Genomic DNA, 17,754 nt, shown 5'->3' on the forward strand with positions numbered 1-17,754 from the left:
GCCCCCGGACCCCCGGGGTATTTCTGGCAAGATGAAGCAGCCCGCGCGGGTTGCCAAGGAGACGTCTGATGGCATTCGGCAAGGGGCATCATCTGCATCTGATCGACGGATCGGCCTATATTTTCCGGGCCTATCATGCGCTGCCACCACTGACGCGAAAATCCGATGGCTTGCCGGTGGGAGCGGTTGCCGGATTTTGCAACATGATCTCGCGGTATGTGGATGGCAACGGGTCCAGCAAGGATGCGCCGACGCATGTTGCGGTGATCTTCGACTATTCCTCGAAGACATTCCGCAACGAGATCTTTCCCGAATACAAGGCCAACCGCCCGCCGCCGCCCGAAGATCTGCGGCCGCAGTTTCCGCTGACCCGCGAGGCGACACGGGCCTTCAATCTGCCTGCGATCGAGGTTCAGGATTACGAGGCGGACGACATCATAGCCACGCTGGCGCGCGAGGCGCGCGAGGCGGGGGGGCGGTGCACGATCATTTCGTCGGACAAGGATCTGATGCAACTGGTCGGAGATGGGGTCGAGATGTTCGATCCGATGAAGAACCGCCAGATGGGTCTGGCCGAGGTCGAGGAAAAGTTCGGCGTGCGCCCGGATCGGGTGGTGGATGTACAGGCGCTGGCCGGGGATTCGGTGGACAACGTGCCGGGCGCACCGGGGATCGGGCTGAAGACTGCCGCGCTGTTGATCCAGGAGTACGGTGATCTGGACAGTCTGCTGGCGCGGGCCGCCGAGATCAAGCAACCCAAGCGGCGGCAGACACTGATCGACTTTGCCGACCAGATCCGGGTTTCACGCGATCTGGTGCGGCTGAAGGACGACACGCCGCTGCCGATCACGCTGGACGATCTGGAGGTGCGCGATCCGGAGCCCGAGGCGTTGATGGAATTTCTGACCCGGATGGAGTTCCGAACCCTTACAAAGCGCATCGCGGAGCGGCTGAAGGTGGAGGCGCCGGCGATTTCCGCCGATATGGCCGCCAGCGACGATCACGCCCCGCCGCCGGATGCCGAAGCGGCCGCGCCTTTTGACCATACGGCTTATGTCACCATCCGGGACGAGGCGGTGTTGGCGGACTGGCTGGCCGCGGCGTTGGAGCAGGGGTTTGTCGCGGTAGATACCGAAACGACCAGCCTGGACGAGATGCGGGCCGATCTGGTGGGCGTGTCGCTGGGTCTGGCACCAGGCAAGGCGGCCTATGTTCCGCTGGGTCATGTCACGGGCGGGGGGGATCTGTTCGGGGCCGCCGTGCGGGCGGAAGGGCAGATGGACGTGGACCGCGCGCTGGCGTTGCTGAAACCCGTTCTGGAAGATCCGTCTGTCCTGAAGATCGGGCAGAACATGAAATATGACATGAAAATCCTTGCCCGCGCCGGCATCCGGGTGGCGCCCATCGAGGATACGATGCTGCAAAGCTATGCGATGCACGCGGGCCTGCACGGCCATGGCATGGATCTGTTGTCGGAGCAGTATCTGGGGCATATCCCGATCCCCATCAAGACGCTGTTGGGCAGCGGAAAGTCGGCCATCACCTTTGACAAGGTCGATGTAACCGAGGCGACGAGATACGCCGCCGAGGACGCCGACATTACCCTGCGGCTGTGGCAGAAGTTTCGCCCGCAGTTGCATCTGGCCCATGTGACGACCGTTTATGAGACACTGGAGCGCCCGCTGGTGCCGGTGCTGGCCGAGATGGAAATGGCGGGCATCAAGGTGGACCGCGATGTGCTGTCGCGGATGTCCAATGCCTTTGCGCAGAAGCTGGTGCAGCTGGAGGAGGAGATTCACCATATTGCAGGCAAAAAGTTCAATGTCGGTTCGCCCAAGCAGATTGGCGAAGTGCTGTTCGACCGCATGGGCGTGCCCGGCGGGGAAAAGGGCAAGACCGGCGCCTATGCCACCGGCGCGGATGTGCTGGAGGATGTGACGACGCTGGAGGACAGCCATCCGCAGGGTGCATTGCTGGCCGCGCGGGTGCTGGACTGGCGGCAGATCGCCAAGCTGAAATCGACCTATACCGATACGCTGCAAGAGGCGATCAACCCCGAGACGGGCCGGGTGCATACCTCGTACAGCATCGCGGGGGCGAACACCGGGCGTCTGGCCTCGACCGATCCGAACCTGCAGAACATTCCCGTCCGGACCGAGGAAGGGCGGCGCATCCGGCAGGCCTTTGTCGCGCCCGAGGGCAAGGTTCTGCTGAGCCTGGATTACAGCCAGATCGAATTGCGCATTCTGGCCCATATCGCGGACATACCGGCACTGAAACAGGCGTTCCGCGAGGGGCTGGACATCCACGCGATGACGGCTTCGGAAATGTTCGGTGTGCCGATCGAAGGGATGGACCCGAGCATCAGACGGCAAGCCAAGGCGATCAACTTCGGTGTGATCTATGGCATTTCGGGCTTTGGGCTGGCGCGCAACCTGCGGATTCCGCGGGCCGAGGCGCAGGGCTTCATCGACCGCTATTTCGAGCGGTTCCCCGGCATCCGCGAATACATGGACCAGACCATAGCCTTTGCCAAGGAACACGGCCATGTGCGCACGCTGTTTGGCCGGCGCATCCACACGCCCGAGATCAACGCGCGCGGCCCCGGTGCGGGCTTTGCGCGGCGCGCGGCCATCAACGCGCCGATCCAGGGGACAGCGGCCGACATCATCCGCCGCGCCATGGTGCGGATGCCAGATGCCATTGCCGGACTGCCCGCCACCATGCTGTTGCAGGTCCATGACGAATTGCTGTTCGAGGTCGAGGCCGGAGCGGTGGACGAGACCATAGCGCAGGTCAAGGCGGTGATGGAGGGCGCGGCCCATCCGGCGGTGCATCTGGATGTACCGCTGGTGGTTGATGCAGGCCGGGGCGCCAACTGGTCGGAGGCGCATTGATGATCCGCGACTGGCCAGAGATGAAGGCGCTGGCCCTGTCGCTGGATCTGCCGCAGGTCACGGTTGCGCATCCCTGGGGGCACGAGTCGCTGAAGGCACATGGCAAGATGTGGTGCTGGTGGTCGCCGCTGGAGGATGCGGCGGTGTTCCGCGCGGATCGGGACGAACGCGAGATGCTGATGCAGGCAGAGCCCAAGACCTTCTTTCTGCATCCGCATTATGCCCGCAGCGACCTGGTTCTGGTGCGCGCCGGGCGGATCGACCCCGGTTGGGCGCAGGTCCGGCTGATCCGCGACTGGCGCGCCTCGGCCCCCAAACGCTGGCTCAAGACCTGGATGGCCGAGAACCCCGGCCATATCGCTGCGCGGGCCTAGGCACGAGGGGGCGTTACCCCCAAGGGCGGGGTGACCCAGCATGTCGGATCGCTGTCAGCCTTGGGCATCCAGCATGGCCAGCAGTTCCGCAGCCGCGGCGCGCAGGTGGCTCCGCATCAGATCGGCGGCATGGTCGGCGCGACGGTTGCATATGGCGGCAACCAGCGCACGGTGTTCCTCCAATGAGCGGCGCATCCGGTCTGGGCGGCGCAACTGGGCGCGACGGATCACGTCGAGACGGGTACGCAGACCCTGCGTCATGCGCAGCAGCTCGGCGTTTCCGGCAAGTGTGCCGATCATTTCATGCAGATCCGCGTTCAACTGGCGATAGGCATCGGCATCGGCACCGTCCATGCGCTGAAGGCAATCTTCGAGACGCAAGGCGCCTTCAAGCGTGATGCGATGGGCGGCCAGACGGGCGCAAAGCGCCTCGACTTCGGCCAGCGCCTCGAACCGATCCAGCAGAACGGCACGGTCCGGGGCCACCACCTCGACCCCGCGATACGGACGGCGGTCGGCGAGGCCACGGGCGCAAACCTCGGTCAGCGCCTCGCGCACGGGGGTACGGGACAGGCCAAAGCGGGCGGCAAGCGCCGTTTCCTCCAGCCGGGTGCCGGGGGGAAATTCGCCGTCAAGAATCGCCTGGCTGATCTGGTCGGCCAACCGCAGGGCTGTCGTTTCGGACATTGGGCATTTCCCGTTGGATTGCATACGAATTGATGGTATGCGCCACTGCAAGTATACAATACCTGTCCGAATACCTGCAAGGAGCGCGCAATGTCGCTGGCCACTGTCGAAGCCGGGCTGAAACGGTTCGGTCTGGACCGCTACATGATGCTGCTGATCCTGACCGTGCTGCTGGCGACCTTTGCGCCGGCGCGTGGCGATTTCGCAGCGGCGCTGAAGCCGATCACCTATTGGGTCGTGGCGCTGCTGTTCTTCCTGTATGGCGCAAAACTGTCGACCGCGACCATCGTTTCGGGCTTTGCCAACTGGAAATTGCAGATCGGCGTCCTGCTGTGCACCTTTGCGCTGTTTCCGCTGTTGGGCCTGGCGATCAAGCCCATGGTGGTCCAGTGGCTGCCAACCGCCATTGGCGTGGGCTTTCTGTATATCGGCTGCCTGCCGTCCACCGTGCAAAGCTCCATCGCCTTTACCTCTGTGTCGGGGGGCAATGTCGCGGGGGCGGTGTGCGCCGCGTCGATTTCCAATCTGGTCGGGGTCATCCTGTCGCCACTGCTGTTTGCGGTGCTGATCCCTTCGGGCACGGGGTATGGGGTGGATCCTTCGGCGGTGTGGAAGATTGTGCAACAGATCCTGCTGCCATTTGCCGTGGGGCAGTTGTGCCGCCCGCTGCTGGCCGATTTCCTGAACCGCTACAAGTTTCCCACCATGATCGTGGATCGCGGATCAATCCTGCTGATCGTCTATACGGCGTTTTCGGCGGGGGTGGTGAACGGCATATGGCAGGTGGTGTCACCCACCGCGCTGCTGATCATCATCGGGGTCTGCGCGGTGCTGCTGGCGATTGCCATGGCTGTTTCGGTCGGTGCAGGGCGGGCGGCCGGGATGCCACGCGAGGATCTGCTGGCGCTGTTCTACTGCGGGTCTACGAAAAGCCTGGCAACGGGGCTGCCGATGGCGGGCATCCTGTTTGCCGGGCAGGACATCTCGTTGGTTGTGCTGCCGCTGATGGTGTTCCACCTGTTGCAACTTGTGGTCTGCGCCATCATCTCGCAGCGTATGGCGGCACGGTTGGCCTAGACCTGCGCTGCTGCAAAGCTGGCCATCAGAGCGGGAAATTCGGACATGTCGGGAAAGCCGGCATAGCTGTGCCGCGCCGGGGTCATCGCCCATGGCAGACGCTCGGCGGTCATCGTCTCGATGAACGGCTCGAACCACGAGGCATCGTCCAGCATGGTCGGGCGCAGGTTCAGGAAACGGGTACCGCCCATGTCGATGCGGGTGAACATCCAGCTAAGGCAATGCGGACAGAAATTGTGATGCTGCCCCGGCGTTTTCAGCCCGCCAATCACGGTTTCGCCTTCGGTCAGCTCCAGGGCCTCGGGGGGGATCATCGCTGTCAGTGAATAGGCGCTGGCGGACATCTTCTGACAGCCAGCACAATGGCAGGCGGCGGTCATGAACGGGGCGGCGGTGACGCGGAAGCGGGTGCGACCGCAGCGGCAAGCGCCGGTCATCGGCAGGTCCGGGCGTTTCATGGCGAGGCTCCTTTTTCGGACCCCAGCCTAACACGACCTCAGACCATGACCAGATGATCCTGCCCCACGTTGCGCCATTCGCGGCGGGGTGGGGTATACCCCAGCGGATGCACGGGGCTTTTCAACTCGTCGATGGGTGTATTGCGGCGCAGCAAGCGGCGGTCGGGGTCGGGGACAGGAACGGCAGCGATCAGCTTTTGCGTATAGGCGTGCTGCGGGTTGCCGAACACCGCCTCACGGCTGCCGATCTCGACAATCTCGCCAAGGTACATCACGGCGACGCGGTGGCTGATCCGTTCAACCACCGCCATGTCGTGACTGATGAAGAGAAGGGAAATGCCCAGCCGTTCCTGCAAATCCATCAACAGGTTGCAGACCTGCGCCTTGATCGACACATCCAGCGCCGAGACGGATTCATCCGCCACGATCAGCTTGGGCTCCAACCCCAACACCCTGGCGATGGCGACGCGCTGTCGCTGGCCGCCGGAAAATTCATGTGGGTAGCGGTCCATCATGGCAGGCGACAGACCGACCTGATCCAGCAACTCGCCCGCCCGCGCCCGCGCCGCCTTGCCGCGCGCGATGCCATGCTTGACCAGGGGTTCAGCCACCGCCTGCCCGACAGTCATGCGCGGGTTCAGCGAGGAGAACGGATCCTGAAAGATCATCTGGATATCGCGGCGCATGGCCTGCATCTGCGCGCCTTTCAGCGCAAGAACATCCTGCCCCTGCAAGGTGATGGCTCCGCTGCGCGGCTCGACCAGCCGCATGATGGACCGCCCCGTCGTGGATTTTCCGCAGCCGGATTCCCCGACCAGTGCCAGCGTTTCCCCGGCCCACAGATCAAAGCTGACCCCTTCGACCGCGTGAACGGCACTGACCGGGCGGTTGAGCAGACCTGCCTTGACGTCAAAGCGAGTGACAAGGTTTCTGACAGACAACAGCGGGGCCGCCGACCGATCCACCGGGCGGGCCATGGGCGGCAGGGGGGCAATGGCGCCGCTGGCCATGTCCACGCGCGGAAAGCGCAGGGGCTGACCCTGCCCTTCCATGGCCCCCAGCGCCGGGACAGCGGCCAGAAGCGCGCGGGAATATGGATGATCGGCGCGACGAAAGACATGATCGGTCGATCCCGTTTCCACCTGATCGCCCCGGAACATCACCACGGTGCGGTCCGCGATTTCGGCGACCACCCCCATATCATGGGTGATGAACAGCACTGCCATGCCGTATTCGGCCTGCAATTCCTTGATCAGATCCAGGATCTGTCCCTGAATGGTCACATCCAGCGCGGTTGTCGGCTCATCCGCGATCAACAGTTTGGGCCGCGCAGCCAGCGCCATGGCGATCATCACCCGCTGACGCATTCCGCCGGAAAACTCGTGCGGGTACTGGTCGAACCGGCGGTCTGGGTTGGGAATACGCACCCGTTCCATGATGGCGATGGCGGCAGTGCGGGCCTGCGCCTTGTCCATCGCCTTGTGACGGATCAGCACCTCGGCGATCTGGCGGCCGACGGTATAGGCCGGGTTCAACGAGGTCATCGGCTCTTGAAAGATCATGGCAATCTCGTTGCCACGCACGTCCTGCATCTGACGTTCTGTCAGATCCAGCAGGTTGCGCCCCTGCACCATCACCTGCCCCGAGATGCGGGACTGGTGCGGATCGAGCAACCGCATGATGGACAGCGATGTCACCGATTTGCCGGAGCCGGATTCCCCCACCACGGCCACGGTTTCCCCGGCGTGGATGTCAAAACCGATGTTGCGCACGACCTCGCGCCAGCCCTCCTCGGTGCGGAAGGCGGTGGTCAGGTTGCGGACGGACAGGATGGGGGCGGTCACTGGCATCTCCCTGCGGCTTAGCGGCCTGCGGCGTAGGCCTGCATCAGGCGGGGGGTGGCGGCGGCACGCAGCAGCCCATCGGCATCGCGGCGCGCAGCGGTCAGACGGCCAATATCCCAGGGCCCGGTGACAACCACCTTGTGGCCACGGGCGCGCAACCCTTCGACGACTTCGGTGCCGATGCGGTCCTCTATCATCATCACGCCGGGATCCATCGTGCGGGGATGGAACGAGGCGGGAAAGTGCGAGGAATGGAACAACGGCATATCCACCGCCTGTTGCAGGTTCAGCGCATGATGGACATAACGCAGGAAGAAGCTGATCTGCCATTGATCCTGCTGATCCCCGCCAGGCGTGCCAAAGGCCAGCGTCGGCGTGCCGTTCAACAACGCGATCGACGGTGTCAGCGTGGTGCGCGGCCGCTTGCCCGGCGCCAGAGAGGTGGGCAGCCCCTCTTGCAGCCAGAACATCTGCGCGCGGCTGTTCAGGCAAAAGCCAAGACCGGGGATGATCGGCGAGCTTTGCAGCCAGCCTCCCGATGGCGTAGCCGCCACCATGTTGCCCCAGCGGTCGATCACATCCAGATGGCAAGTATCGCCGCGCTTTTCGGTGGGCTTGTCAGCGGCATTCGCCAGATGCGCCATGGTGGGTTCATAGACCGCGCCGCCCGTCTGCCCCGCCAGCAGGGTCATGGTGCGCGCAACCTGATCCTCATATCCCGGCACCGTTCCCGGACGCAGATCCAGCGAGGCATGGGGGCCGATCAGCCTTGCGCGGTCGCGGTTGTAATCCTCCGACAGCAGGTGGTCCATCGGCACCGTCGCAAAGTCGGGGTCGCCGTAATAGACCTCGCGGTCAGCAAAGGCGAGCTTCATCGCCTCGATGACGGTATGGACAAACTCTTCGCCGACCGGATCCATCTGCGCGATATTGGTATGCTTGAGCAGCGCGAGGGTCTGGGCGAATACCGGCCCCTGCCCCCACGGCCCCTGTTTGCACAGCGTCCAGTCGCCATAGTCATAGGTCAGCGGTTCCTCGACATGGGCAGCATAGCCCGCCATGTCAGCCGCGCTCAGCACCGCCTTGTGCTTGGCACCCGAGGCATCCATCACTTCGGCCGTTTTCAGCCATTCTGCCATCTCTTCGGCCACAAAGCCGCGGTAGAAGGCATCGCGCGCAGCGTCGATCTGGGCCTCACGGCCCGAGACCTGTTCCGATGCCTCGACGAGACGGGTCCATGTACGGGCCAGGTCGGGGTTGCGGAAAAGAGCGCCCGCCTTGGGCAGTTCACCGTTCGGCACCCAGGTTTCATAAGAGGTCGGCCATTCCGCCTGCATGAAATCGGCAATGTCGGCGATCTGGTTCGCCACACGCGGCAGCAGGGGGTGGCCGTCGCGGGCATAGCCGATGGCGGGGTCCAGCACCTCGCGCACAGTCATCGTGCCATAGTCGCGCAACATCAGCATCCAGCCGTCAAAGGCGCCGGGAATGACCGTGGCCAGCAGGCCATCGCCGGGGATGATGTCGATCCCTTCGGCCCGGTAATGCGCGATCGTGGCCCCGGCGGGCGTCGGCCCTTGTGCGCAGATCACCTGCACCTTGCCGGTCTTGGCACAGTAGATCACCGCAGGCATGTCGCCGCCCAGGCCGTTCAGATGCGGTTCGACCACGATCAGCGCCATGGCCGTGGCCACTGCGGCATCAAAGGCGTTGCCGCCCTTTTCCAGGATCGCCATGCCCACGGCAGTGGGAATCCAGTGGGTCGAGGTGACAACCCCGAAGGTACCGGTGATTTCGGGGCGGGTGGTAAAGTTGGTCATTCCGTCAATCCATCAGTTCTCGCGCGGGTCAAGCGCCTCGCGCAGGCCATCGCCAAGCAGGTTGAAGCCCACGACGACCAGAAAGATCGCAAGGCCGGGGAACAGGGCATAGGTGGGCGCCTGGGTCAGAAAGTTCTTGGCGGTGTTCAGCATCGAGCCCCAACTGGCCGCCGGTGCCTGCTGACCAAGGCCAAGAAAGGACAACGACGCCTCTGCGATGATCGCGGTCGCCACGGTCAGCGTGGCCTGCACGATGATCGGCGGCACGATATTGGGCAAGATGTAGCGGCCCATGATCTCGATATGGTTCAGGCCGACGGCGCGGGCACCTTCGACATAATCCTCGGCCTTGACAGCCAGAACCTGTCCCCGCGTCAGGCGGATGATGATGGGCATGGCCGACAGGCCGATGGCGATCATCGCGTTGGTCAGCGACGGGCCAAGAAAGGCCGCCAGAGCGATGGCCATGATCAGGAAGGGCATGGCCAGCAGCGCCTCGGTGATGCGCGAGATCACCATATCGACCCAGCCGCCGAAATACCCTGCGAGCAGTCCCAGCGGCACCCCTGTGACCAGCGCGATGGCAACCGAGATGACACCCGCCAGCAGCGACGCGCGGGCGCCCCAGATCATGCGCGACAGGATATCCCGCCCGATTTCATCCGTGCCCAGCCAGTATTGCGCCGAAGGCGGCAGGCGGATTGCAGTCCAGCTTGTGGCATTGGGATCCGCGATGGGCAGCACCGGCGCGAACACCGCCAGCAGGATGATCGGGATCACGATCACCGCGCCCACGATGGCCGAAGGATTGCGGCGCAACGAGCGCCAGGCACGAGAGCCCTTGCGGGCCAGGGGAACAGCGGCATCGGTCATAGCTGCGACCTCAGGCGGGGGTTGAGCAGGACATACAGCACATCGGCCACCAGATTCAGCAGGATGAACCCCGCCGCCGTGCACAGGACCACGCCCTGCACCACGGCATAATCGCGGGTGAACACGGCATCGACAATCAGCTTGCCGAAACCGGGAATGGTAAAGATCTGTTCGGTCAGCACGGCACCTGCCAGCAGTTCACCGAACAGCAGCGCCGTCAGCGTGATCACAGGCAACACGGCATTGCGGAAGGCATGGCCAAGGACCACCGCCTGGCCTGACAGGCCCTTGGCCCGTGCGGTACGTATGTAATCGGATTTCAGCACGCCCATCATGGACGACCGCGTATGGCGCAACAGCGTGGCGGAAAGGCCGGTACCCAGAACGACTGCGGGCATGATCATGGTCTTGAGCGACAGCGCCAGGTTCTCCCAAGGAGAGACATAGCCCGAAGCCGGCAACCATTGCAGGTTCACCGACACAAGCAGGATCAGCATGATCCCGAGCCAGAAGTTCGGAACAGACAGCGCCGCCAGCGCAAGGAAGTTGACGGCGTGGTCCCCCAAGCGCCGCTGGCGCACCGCGGCGTAGATCCCGGCAGGCACGCCCAGCAGAAAGGCGATCCCCAGGGCCATCACCGCAAGCTGGATCGTGACGGGCAGCTTTTGCCCGATCAGCTCAAGCACCGGCTGCCCGGTGCGCAGCGAAATTCCCAGATCGCCTGTCGCCGCCGCCGCGACCCAACGCACATATTGCACCGGCAGCGGGTCGTTGAAGCCATACCGTTCACGCAGCTCAGCCAGTACGACAGGATCGCGTTCCTCGCCTGCCAGTGCCAGGATCGGGTCGCCCGGCAACAGCTTTTGCAGGAAAAAGACGAAGACAGAGACCAGAAGCAGGGTGGGAATGGCCACCAGCAGCCGCTTGGCAATGAAAATGTGCATGGGGCCATTCCCGGAAAGGTCGCCGCCCCCGGAGGGGCGGCGGGTGGATCAGTTGTCCAGCTTGACGCCCTTGAGACGGATCATCGCATCGGGATAGGCCTCGAAGCCCGTCAGCGTGGCCGTAAAGCCATACAGGAACTTCTGATGTCCGAAGGTGATGATCGGCAGTTCGTCGGTGACGATCGCTGCAAAGGCGTCATACTTGGCCTTGCGCTCTGCCGGGTCGGACGAGGCGCGCGCGCCGTCCAGCAAGGCATCCACCTCGGGATTGGCGTATTTCATGTCATTCAGCCCACCCTTGGAATGGTAGAACTGGTGCACGTTGCCATCCGGGTCCGGGCGACCTGACCAGTCGGAGCGGGTCATTTCGTAGTCGCCGGTCGACTGGTTGTTCAACAGCGTGGCGAATTCGGTCGAGATCAGCGACACGTCAAAGCCTGCTTCGGCCACCATCGCCTGGATCATCTGCATGGTCTGGGTGACAACCGGGTTGTTGTGGTGCTTCAGCGTTACCGCAATACGGTCCACGCCCGCCTCTTTCACCAGCGCCTTGGCTTTCTCGATGTCGCGCGGCTGGACCGGAATGTCCTTGTTGTACCAGGGCGAGGTCGGCGGCCAGGGCTGGTTGCCCGCCAGCGCGGTGCCCGAGAACACGACCTGGTTGATCGCCTCGCGGTCGATCGCCATCGAGAATGCCTGCCGCAGCGCCTTGGACTGGCCCATCGGCTTTTGCGCATTGTCGCCATTGCCGATGTTCACATACATGCCCATGCTGCCCAGGCCCACGGCCTCGGCATAGCCCAGGCTGGCATCGCCCTGCACGGTCGCCGCATCGGTCGCGGCGATACGATCCACCAGTTGCACATCACCCGACCGCAGGTTGGCAAGGCGCACCGTCGAATCCGGGATCGGGGTAAAAGTCACCCGGTCGATATGGAAATTGCCCGCATCCCAGTAATCGGCGAATTTCTCCAGCACGATGCGATCCTGCGCGATACGTTCGACAAATTTGAACGGACCGGCGCAGACCGGATTGGCGCCGAAATTCGCGCCCGCCGCCTCGGCTGCCTTGGGCGACACGATCATGCCCGCGCGGTCGGACAACTGCGCCACCAGCGAGGCATCCGGCTTTTTCAGGGTGAAGGTCACTTGCAGCGGCCCGGTCGCCTCGACCTTGTCCACAGAGGCCAGTTCCGATTTGCGGCGGCTTTCGGCGAGGGTCATGTTGCGGGTGATGGTATAGACCACAGCCTCGGCATTCATCGGCTCGCCGTCGTGGAAGGTCACGCCCTCGCGCAGGTTCATCACCAGCTTGAGCCCATCGTCCGAGGTGGACCAGTCGGTGGCCAGCATCGGCACGAATTCGACATTCTCGTTGATATCAACAAGCTTGTCGCACAGCGAGGCATAGACGATGCGCCCGACGAAGGACCGCGACTGCGCCGGGTCCAGCATGTCGGGATCATCCTGCAGCGCGATGCGCAGGTCGGCTGCCTGGCCCGCAAAGGCGAACAGGCACCCGGCAAGCGCCGTGGTGGCAAGGGTTTTCCAAGTCATGGCAGGCGTTCCTCCGTAGGGAAAGGCGGGTTGGCGGGCAAGCCGCCGGGGTCAAGATTGGTCAGGCGGCGCAGCAGGCGCATCTGGATATCCAGCAGATGGTCGCGCATCGCGGCACCCGCGCGGGCAGGATCGCGGGCGTCGATCGCCGCGATGATCTGACGGTGCTGATGATCGACATGGGCTGTGGTGCTTCGGCCTTCGCGCGCCAGGTCGCGGACGATCTGCCAGGATTTTTCCTGCCGCACGCGATTCATGATGTCGAACAGGGTCAGGAACATCGGGTTTCGCGCGGCCACCGCGATCTGGCGGTGAAAGGCACCATCCCACAACTCGCAGCTTTCGGGGTCGCTTGCCTCGATGCTGCGGCGGTTGAGTTCGATCATGCGGCTTACATCGCCATCATCCGCGCGCAGGGCCGCCAGTTGGGCGATCTGCGGTTCGATCCGCAGGCGCACCTCCATCACCTCGTCATAGGTTGCACGCGGAATGGTGGCCGAGATCTGTTCCGCCAGCACCTCGCGCCGACTGCCGACAAAGGTGCCCGCCCCTTGCTTGCGCCAGATCAGCCCTTCGGCCTCCAGCACTTCCAACGCGCGCCGCAATGCGTGACGCCCGATGCCCAGCCGATCGGACAACGCGCGCTCTGTCGGCAGCTTGCCGCCGTCCTGCGCCCATTCCGGCGATGTGATGAGATGCCGCAGCTCTTCCAGAGCGTGATTGGCATCCTTGGAGGGCATGTCGGGGGGCGTCAGCACCGATTCAACCATTTTTCTATTGGTTCACCCAATCTGAAACCAATTCTTGCGCGTGAAAAGAGAAAATTTCCTCAATCGGGCCGTATCACAAGAAACGAGGCCGAAATCGGCCTCGTTTTCCCAGTAATCGCCTAAAATTTGGTCAACCAATCAATGATTGGTTCATGCCATTTCCGGATCCCGGTGCACAACCTTGCCACCAAGCAACGTCATCACGGCACGGGTATCGCGGATCGCATCGGGGGCGACAGACAAGATATCCTGGCTCAGAACCGCCAGATCGGCCAGCTTGCCCGGCTCTACCGATCCGCGACGGTCCTCTACCCCCATGATCCTGGCGTTGTTGATGGTATAAAGCTCCAAGGCTTCGCGCGCGGTGATGCCTTGGTCGGGGCCAAGACAATCCCCCTGCAAGGTCTTGCGCGTCACCATCCACCACATGCAGATAAACGGATCAATCGGCAGGATCGGCGCATCGGTCCCGCCGCCAACCAGCAACCCTTCGTCGATCATGCGGCGTAGCGGCGTGGACCATTCGGCCCGCGGGCGACCCCACCATTTCACCTTGTTCGCGCCCAGCAGCACGCTTTGATCCTGGGCAGTGACAAGGATACCGCCATCGCGGATCTTGGCGAATACCTCTTCGCGCGGGTTGTGCAGATGCATCACGGTCCAGCGCAGGTCGCGGATCGGCACCTCTTCGGCGGCAGCAAGGTAACACCGGACAATGGTGTCAATGCAGGCATCGCCGACACCATGGGTCTGAACCTGCATTCCCGCGCGGGCAACGACCTTGAGCGCCTCGATGAACTCGGCCTCCCCGCCGGCAGGCAAAAGAGAAAGACCGCGATACTCCGGGTCGTTCTGCTCGCCGGGTACGATCTGATAGGGATCATAGTGCAGCGCGCCTTCGACACCGCCATCCAGCATGAACTTGACCCCGACGTACCGCAGCAGGTCATCGTCGCGGAACTCCGTGATCGCAGCGCCGACCTTGGCATCTTCCAGATTGTAGCCACGGAACATCAGATCGGTGCGGACGGTGACATCACCAGAGTCGCGCAAGCTCTCATAGAGGCCGATCTGATGCTTGTTCAGCCCCGGATCCATCGTCGCCACGATGCCATAGCTGTTCAGCAGCGCCATCGCATCGCGCAGCAAGGCACGTTCCGCATCGGGCGCAGGCGGCGGAGGAAGTACCTTCCGCAGCATATAGGCCGCCGATTCCAGCAAAAGCCCCGTCGGCCTGCGCGATCCGATTTCCCGCACGATCAGCCCGCCGGGCGGATCGACGGTGTCCTCGGAAATACCGGCCATGCCCAACGCCAGCGAATTGCCGCTGCACACATGGCCGCCACGCGGAACAAACACCGGATGGTCCGGGGCCGCTGCGTCCAGTTCGTCGCGGGTCGGAAGGCGATTCTCCTTGAGCAGGCTTTCATGCCAGCCCATCCGCGCGATGATCCATTCACCCTTGGGCGTCACCTTGGCCCGCGCGGCAATGGCGGCCTGCACATCCGCGATGGACCGGCAATCTATCAGCGGTACGCGCGGCGCCTCCATTGCGGTCATGTAGAGATGCAGATGGCTGTCAAACAGGCCCGGAACCGCCGTCTTGCCAGCCAGATCCACGATCTCTGTTTCGTCCGTGGCGGTTGCCAGTACCTCGGCGCTGGTGCCGACCTTTTCGAACCGGCCATCGCGGATCGAGACCGCCTCGGCAATGGTGAATGCGGCATCGACCGTAACGATACGGCCATTGTGCAGGATGGTATGATGTGCGGTCACGCGGACCTCCCTTGAGTTGGGCGACAAAGTTTCGCTGCCCCGGCCACGCAAGGCGGCCGGGCATCTGGCACACAGGTGCCGATTCAGGCCGCCCGCTGGACGGAATAGCGCCGCGCCAGAGGCCGCAGCACGAAATGGTCCATCACGCCAAAGATCAGCACGATGACCAGACAGCAGGCAAAGACGAGCGTGGCATCGGCCCGCACCTGCGCCTGCATCAACAGATAGCCAAGCCCCGATGGTGCCCCGAACAGTTCAGAGACCAGCGCGACCTTCCACGCGATGCCATAGGCGACGCGCAGCCCGGCAATCAGGAACGGCATGGTCAGGGGCAACACCAGCCGCAGGAACAGCCGCCGGCGCGACCGGGTCAGCGACCGCCCCATCTCGACCAGTTCAGGATCCAGTTGGCGCAGGCCCTCCAGCACATTGATCAGGCAGAACGGCAGGATGATCATCACCTGAATGAAGATCACCGTTCCATCCGAGATCCGGAACCAGATCACCGCCAGAATGGCCCAGCCGACCGACGGAAAGCTGTTGAAGAAGGTCAGCAACCGCCGCTCGACCGCCTCTTCCAGGATCGGAAAGGCCCGTGTCAGCAATCCGATGATCAACGCAAGCACCGTCGCAAGGATCACCGCCAGCCCGACGCGCATGAAGCTGATCGCCGCATGGCGCATCAGTGCCGGATCGTAAAAGAACTCCAGCATCTTGCCAAAAGCCGCCTGCGGGGTTGGCATGATAAAGGCGGGCATGTCCTTGGAAAACAACCACCAGCCCAGCAGGACCAGCACGACACCGCCTTCGGTGATGGCGCGCTGGATCAGGCCCTGGGTGCGAGTCAACATCACCTTATTCACGGGCAAACCTCCGCTTCAGATTGCGCTGGATCGGGGAAAAGACCAGCACTTCGGACAGGTACACGAACAGGATGATGAAGCAGATCACGGCAAAGATCGTTTCTGTATCAAACTCTTGCCGCGCCGAGTTCAGCAAGTAGCCTACCCCGGCATTGCCGCCGAACAGTTCAGCCGTCAGGACCACCTTCCACGAGACGCCAAAGGCGGTGCGCAGTGTGGCAAACAGATAGGGCACCAGCATGGGCACCGTGATGCGAAAGAAGATCCGCAGCGGATTGCGCGTCAGGCTGCGGCCCAGTTCGCCGATTTCCTGATCCAGTTCGTCCAGTCCGGTGCGGATGTTGATGATCGCAAAGGGGATCAGGATCAGCGTCACGGCAAAGATGACCGTGAACGAGGTGACGCCGAACCACATCATCGCCATGAACAGCCAGCCGATGCCGGAAAACGCGTTCAGAAAGGGTGTCAGCCGGTCGTCGATGAATCCCCTCAGCGGCCAGAGCGTGTTCGACATCAGCGCCAGCGCAAAGCCGATGACAAACGAAATCCCGATGGCCGAAAGGACATGGACCAACGACCACAGCAGTTGAACCCGCTCGTTCGCATCAAGCACCAGATCCACCATGCGTACCGCAACAAGCTGCGGCCCCGGCATCTGATAGGCAGGCACGGACAGCGAATAGACCCACCACGCCGCCAGAAAGGCCAGGGCGATCAGGTTGGCCACCCAGACCTGCCGACTCCGGGCGCGCTTGCGCGCCCGGTCGGTCTGTGCCCGCACGATATGATCGGCGGTCGTGGTCACTTGCCCGCAACCCCGTCAAAGACCGCACCGTCCCAGCTTGCCTCCAGCGCAGTGCCATGCGGCACGTCCAGCACGCCCAGCGCCGTTGCCTGCGTCCACAGCATGTCGATGGCATCAAGGTCGTTCTGACCGATATAGACCGGGATCGTGGTAAAGCTGTTGAACCACAGCGTGAAGAACTCGGGGTCGATGTTCTGTTCCTTGCCGACGGCGGTGAACACCTCGTCCTGGTTGGCCAGCGCATAGTCCACGGACTCGCGGAACATGCGCAGGAATTCCTGATAGGAGTCAGGATCCTGGCTCAGCTTGTCACCATAGCCGACCAGAACCGAGGTCACGAGTTTCAGGCCGAACTTCTCGGTCATGTCCTTGCCAAGCTGGGCAATGGCGCGAAACTCGCCCGTCTTCATCGCCTGATAGGCTTGGGCATGGATCAGCACCGAAGCATCGACATTTCCCGAGGCCAAGGCCGCCGCCAGGGCGGATTCCGGCAGCTCGACAAACTCCAGATCTCCGCCCTTGGCCGCGACGTTCAGGCCATAGGCCTGGTTCAGCGCGATGCGGTTCAGGGTCATGCCTGCGCTGGACAGGGTATAACTGCCCAGCTTCTTGCCCTTGAGATCCTCTATCGACTGGATCGGGCTGTCCGCCTTGACCCAGACGCTGGACCCCAGGCCTTCTTCATGGGCGCGCTGTGCAATGCCGATGATTTCCAGCGGCAAGCCGCGCGCATTGGCACGCGGAATGGCCATGGCCGCACCTTCGACCACATCGAAGGTGCGCGCCGCGATGGCCTGTTGCAGCGCAGCGATATCCAGCGGAGTGACTTCCACCTTGATCTTGTCAGAGGTCACGATGCCCTTCTTGATCGCGTACAGCGCCGCCTCGTGGCTGGGATTTGCAAGATGCGAGAAGGTGATCGTCTTTTGCTGGGCAAACGCGGCACTGGCAGAGGCCAGCGCAAGGAATGCGGCTGTGGCAAATCGGAACATGGTCTCTCCTGTTGGTT

General features: G+C 63.1%; 15 protein-coding genes. 3 read left to right on the forward strand and 12 right to left on the reverse strand.

Translation table 11 applies throughout. The annotated features are described in order from the left end of the window. Positions 1–68: 68 nt before the first annotated feature. The gene (gene polA / locus BW970_RS15835; RefSeq protein WP_076533217.1) at positions 69–2,897 is read left to right on the forward strand and encodes a DNA polymerase I; all 2,829 of its coding nucleotides are present in this window, start codon (positions 69–71) and stop codon (positions 2,895–2,897) included. Continuing rightward, complete coding sequence (locus tag BW970_RS15840) at positions 2,897–3,271, forward strand: MmcQ/YjbR family DNA-binding protein (RefSeq protein WP_076533218.1); 375 nt, start codon at positions 2,897–2,899, stop codon at positions 3,269–3,271. The genes polA and BW970_RS15840 overlap by 1 nt, the downstream gene beginning before the upstream one ends. Positions 3,272–3,325: 54 nt before the next feature. Here BW970_RS15840 and BW970_RS15845 read toward each other — a convergent pair whose 3' ends face one another. After that, on the reverse strand, positions 3,326–3,958 hold the full coding sequence (locus tag BW970_RS15845; RefSeq protein ID WP_159441451.1) for a GntR family transcriptional regulator: 633 nt from the start codon (positions 3,956–3,958) through the stop codon (positions 3,326–3,328). A gap of 90 nt (positions 3,959–4,048) precedes the next feature. Here BW970_RS15845 and BW970_RS15850 point away from each other — a divergent pair, with 90 nt between their 5' ends. Beyond that, entirely contained in the window at positions 4,049–5,035 is a 987-nt protein-coding gene (locus BW970_RS15850) for a bile acid:sodium symporter family protein (RefSeq protein WP_076533221.1), read from the forward strand. Here the strand turns inward: BW970_RS15850 and BW970_RS15855 are convergent. The 11 genes from BW970_RS15855 to BW970_RS15905 form a co-directional block, all read right to left on the reverse strand. Next, positions 5,032–5,493, reverse strand: a complete 462-nt coding sequence (locus BW970_RS15855; RefSeq protein ID WP_076533223.1) for a GFA family protein — start codon at positions 5,491–5,493, stop codon at positions 5,032–5,034. The genes BW970_RS15850 and BW970_RS15855 overlap by 4 nt on opposite strands. 38 nt (positions 5,494–5,531) lie before the next feature. Further along, a complete protein-coding gene (locus BW970_RS15860; protein WP_076533225.1) occupies positions 5,532–7,343 on the reverse strand; it encodes an ABC transporter ATP-binding protein in 1,812 nt (603 codons plus the stop codon). 11 nt (positions 7,344–7,354) lie between these two features. Beyond that, positions 7,355–9,157 (reverse strand): gamma-glutamyltransferase family protein, encoded by a 1,803-nt coding sequence (locus tag BW970_RS15865; RefSeq protein WP_076533227.1) that lies wholly within the window; start codon positions 9,155–9,157, stop codon positions 7,355–7,357. 12 nt (positions 9,158–9,169) lie between these two features. Next, positions 9,170–10,030 carry an ABC transporter permease gene (locus BW970_RS15870; protein ID WP_076533229.1) on the reverse strand — a complete coding sequence of 287 codons (861 nt, stop codon included), beginning with the start codon at positions 10,028–10,030 and terminating at the stop codon, positions 9,170–9,172. Beyond that, positions 10,027–10,974, reverse strand: coding sequence for an ABC transporter permease (locus BW970_RS15875; protein ID WP_076533231.1), 948 nt, complete (start codon positions 10,972–10,974; stop codon positions 10,027–10,029). Before BW970_RS15875 ends, BW970_RS15870 begins: the two co-directional genes overlap by 4 nt. A 48-nt stretch (positions 10,975–11,022) precedes the next feature. Further along, entirely contained in the window at positions 11,023–12,531 is a 1,509-nt protein-coding gene (locus BW970_RS15880) for an ABC transporter substrate-binding protein (RefSeq protein ID WP_076533232.1), read from the reverse strand. After that, on the reverse strand, positions 12,528–13,301 hold the full coding sequence (locus BW970_RS15885) for a FadR/GntR family transcriptional regulator (protein WP_083701316.1): 774 nt from the start codon (positions 13,299–13,301) through the stop codon (positions 12,528–12,530). Before BW970_RS15885 ends, BW970_RS15880 begins: the two co-directional genes overlap by 4 nt. A gap of 150 nt (positions 13,302–13,451) precedes the next feature. Continuing rightward, entirely contained in the window at positions 13,452–15,077 is a 1,626-nt protein-coding gene (locus tag BW970_RS15890) for an amidohydrolase (RefSeq protein WP_159441452.1), read from the reverse strand. Positions 15,078–15,160: 83 nt separating this feature from the next. Beyond that, a complete protein-coding gene (locus BW970_RS15895) occupies positions 15,161–15,928 on the reverse strand; it encodes an ABC transporter permease (protein ID WP_076533234.1) in 768 nt (255 codons plus the stop codon). A gap of 4 nt (positions 15,929–15,932) precedes the next feature. Continuing rightward, positions 15,933–16,745 carry an ABC transporter permease gene (locus BW970_RS15900; RefSeq protein WP_083701318.1) on the reverse strand — a complete coding sequence of 271 codons (813 nt, stop codon included), beginning with the start codon at positions 16,743–16,745 and terminating at the stop codon, positions 15,933–15,935. After that, positions 16,742–17,737, reverse strand: coding sequence for an ABC transporter substrate-binding protein (locus tag BW970_RS15905; RefSeq protein ID WP_076533235.1), 996 nt, complete (start codon positions 17,735–17,737; stop codon positions 16,742–16,744). The genes BW970_RS15900 and BW970_RS15905 overlap by 4 nt, the downstream gene beginning before the upstream one ends. Between the last annotated feature and the right edge of the window lie 17 nt (positions 17,738–17,754).

The sequence above is a fragment of the Gemmobacter megaterium genome (assembly GCF_900156815.1).
In the GTDB taxonomy this organism is placed as follows: domain Bacteria; phylum Pseudomonadota; class Alphaproteobacteria; order Rhodobacterales; family Rhodobacteraceae; genus Wagnerdoeblera; species Wagnerdoeblera megaterium.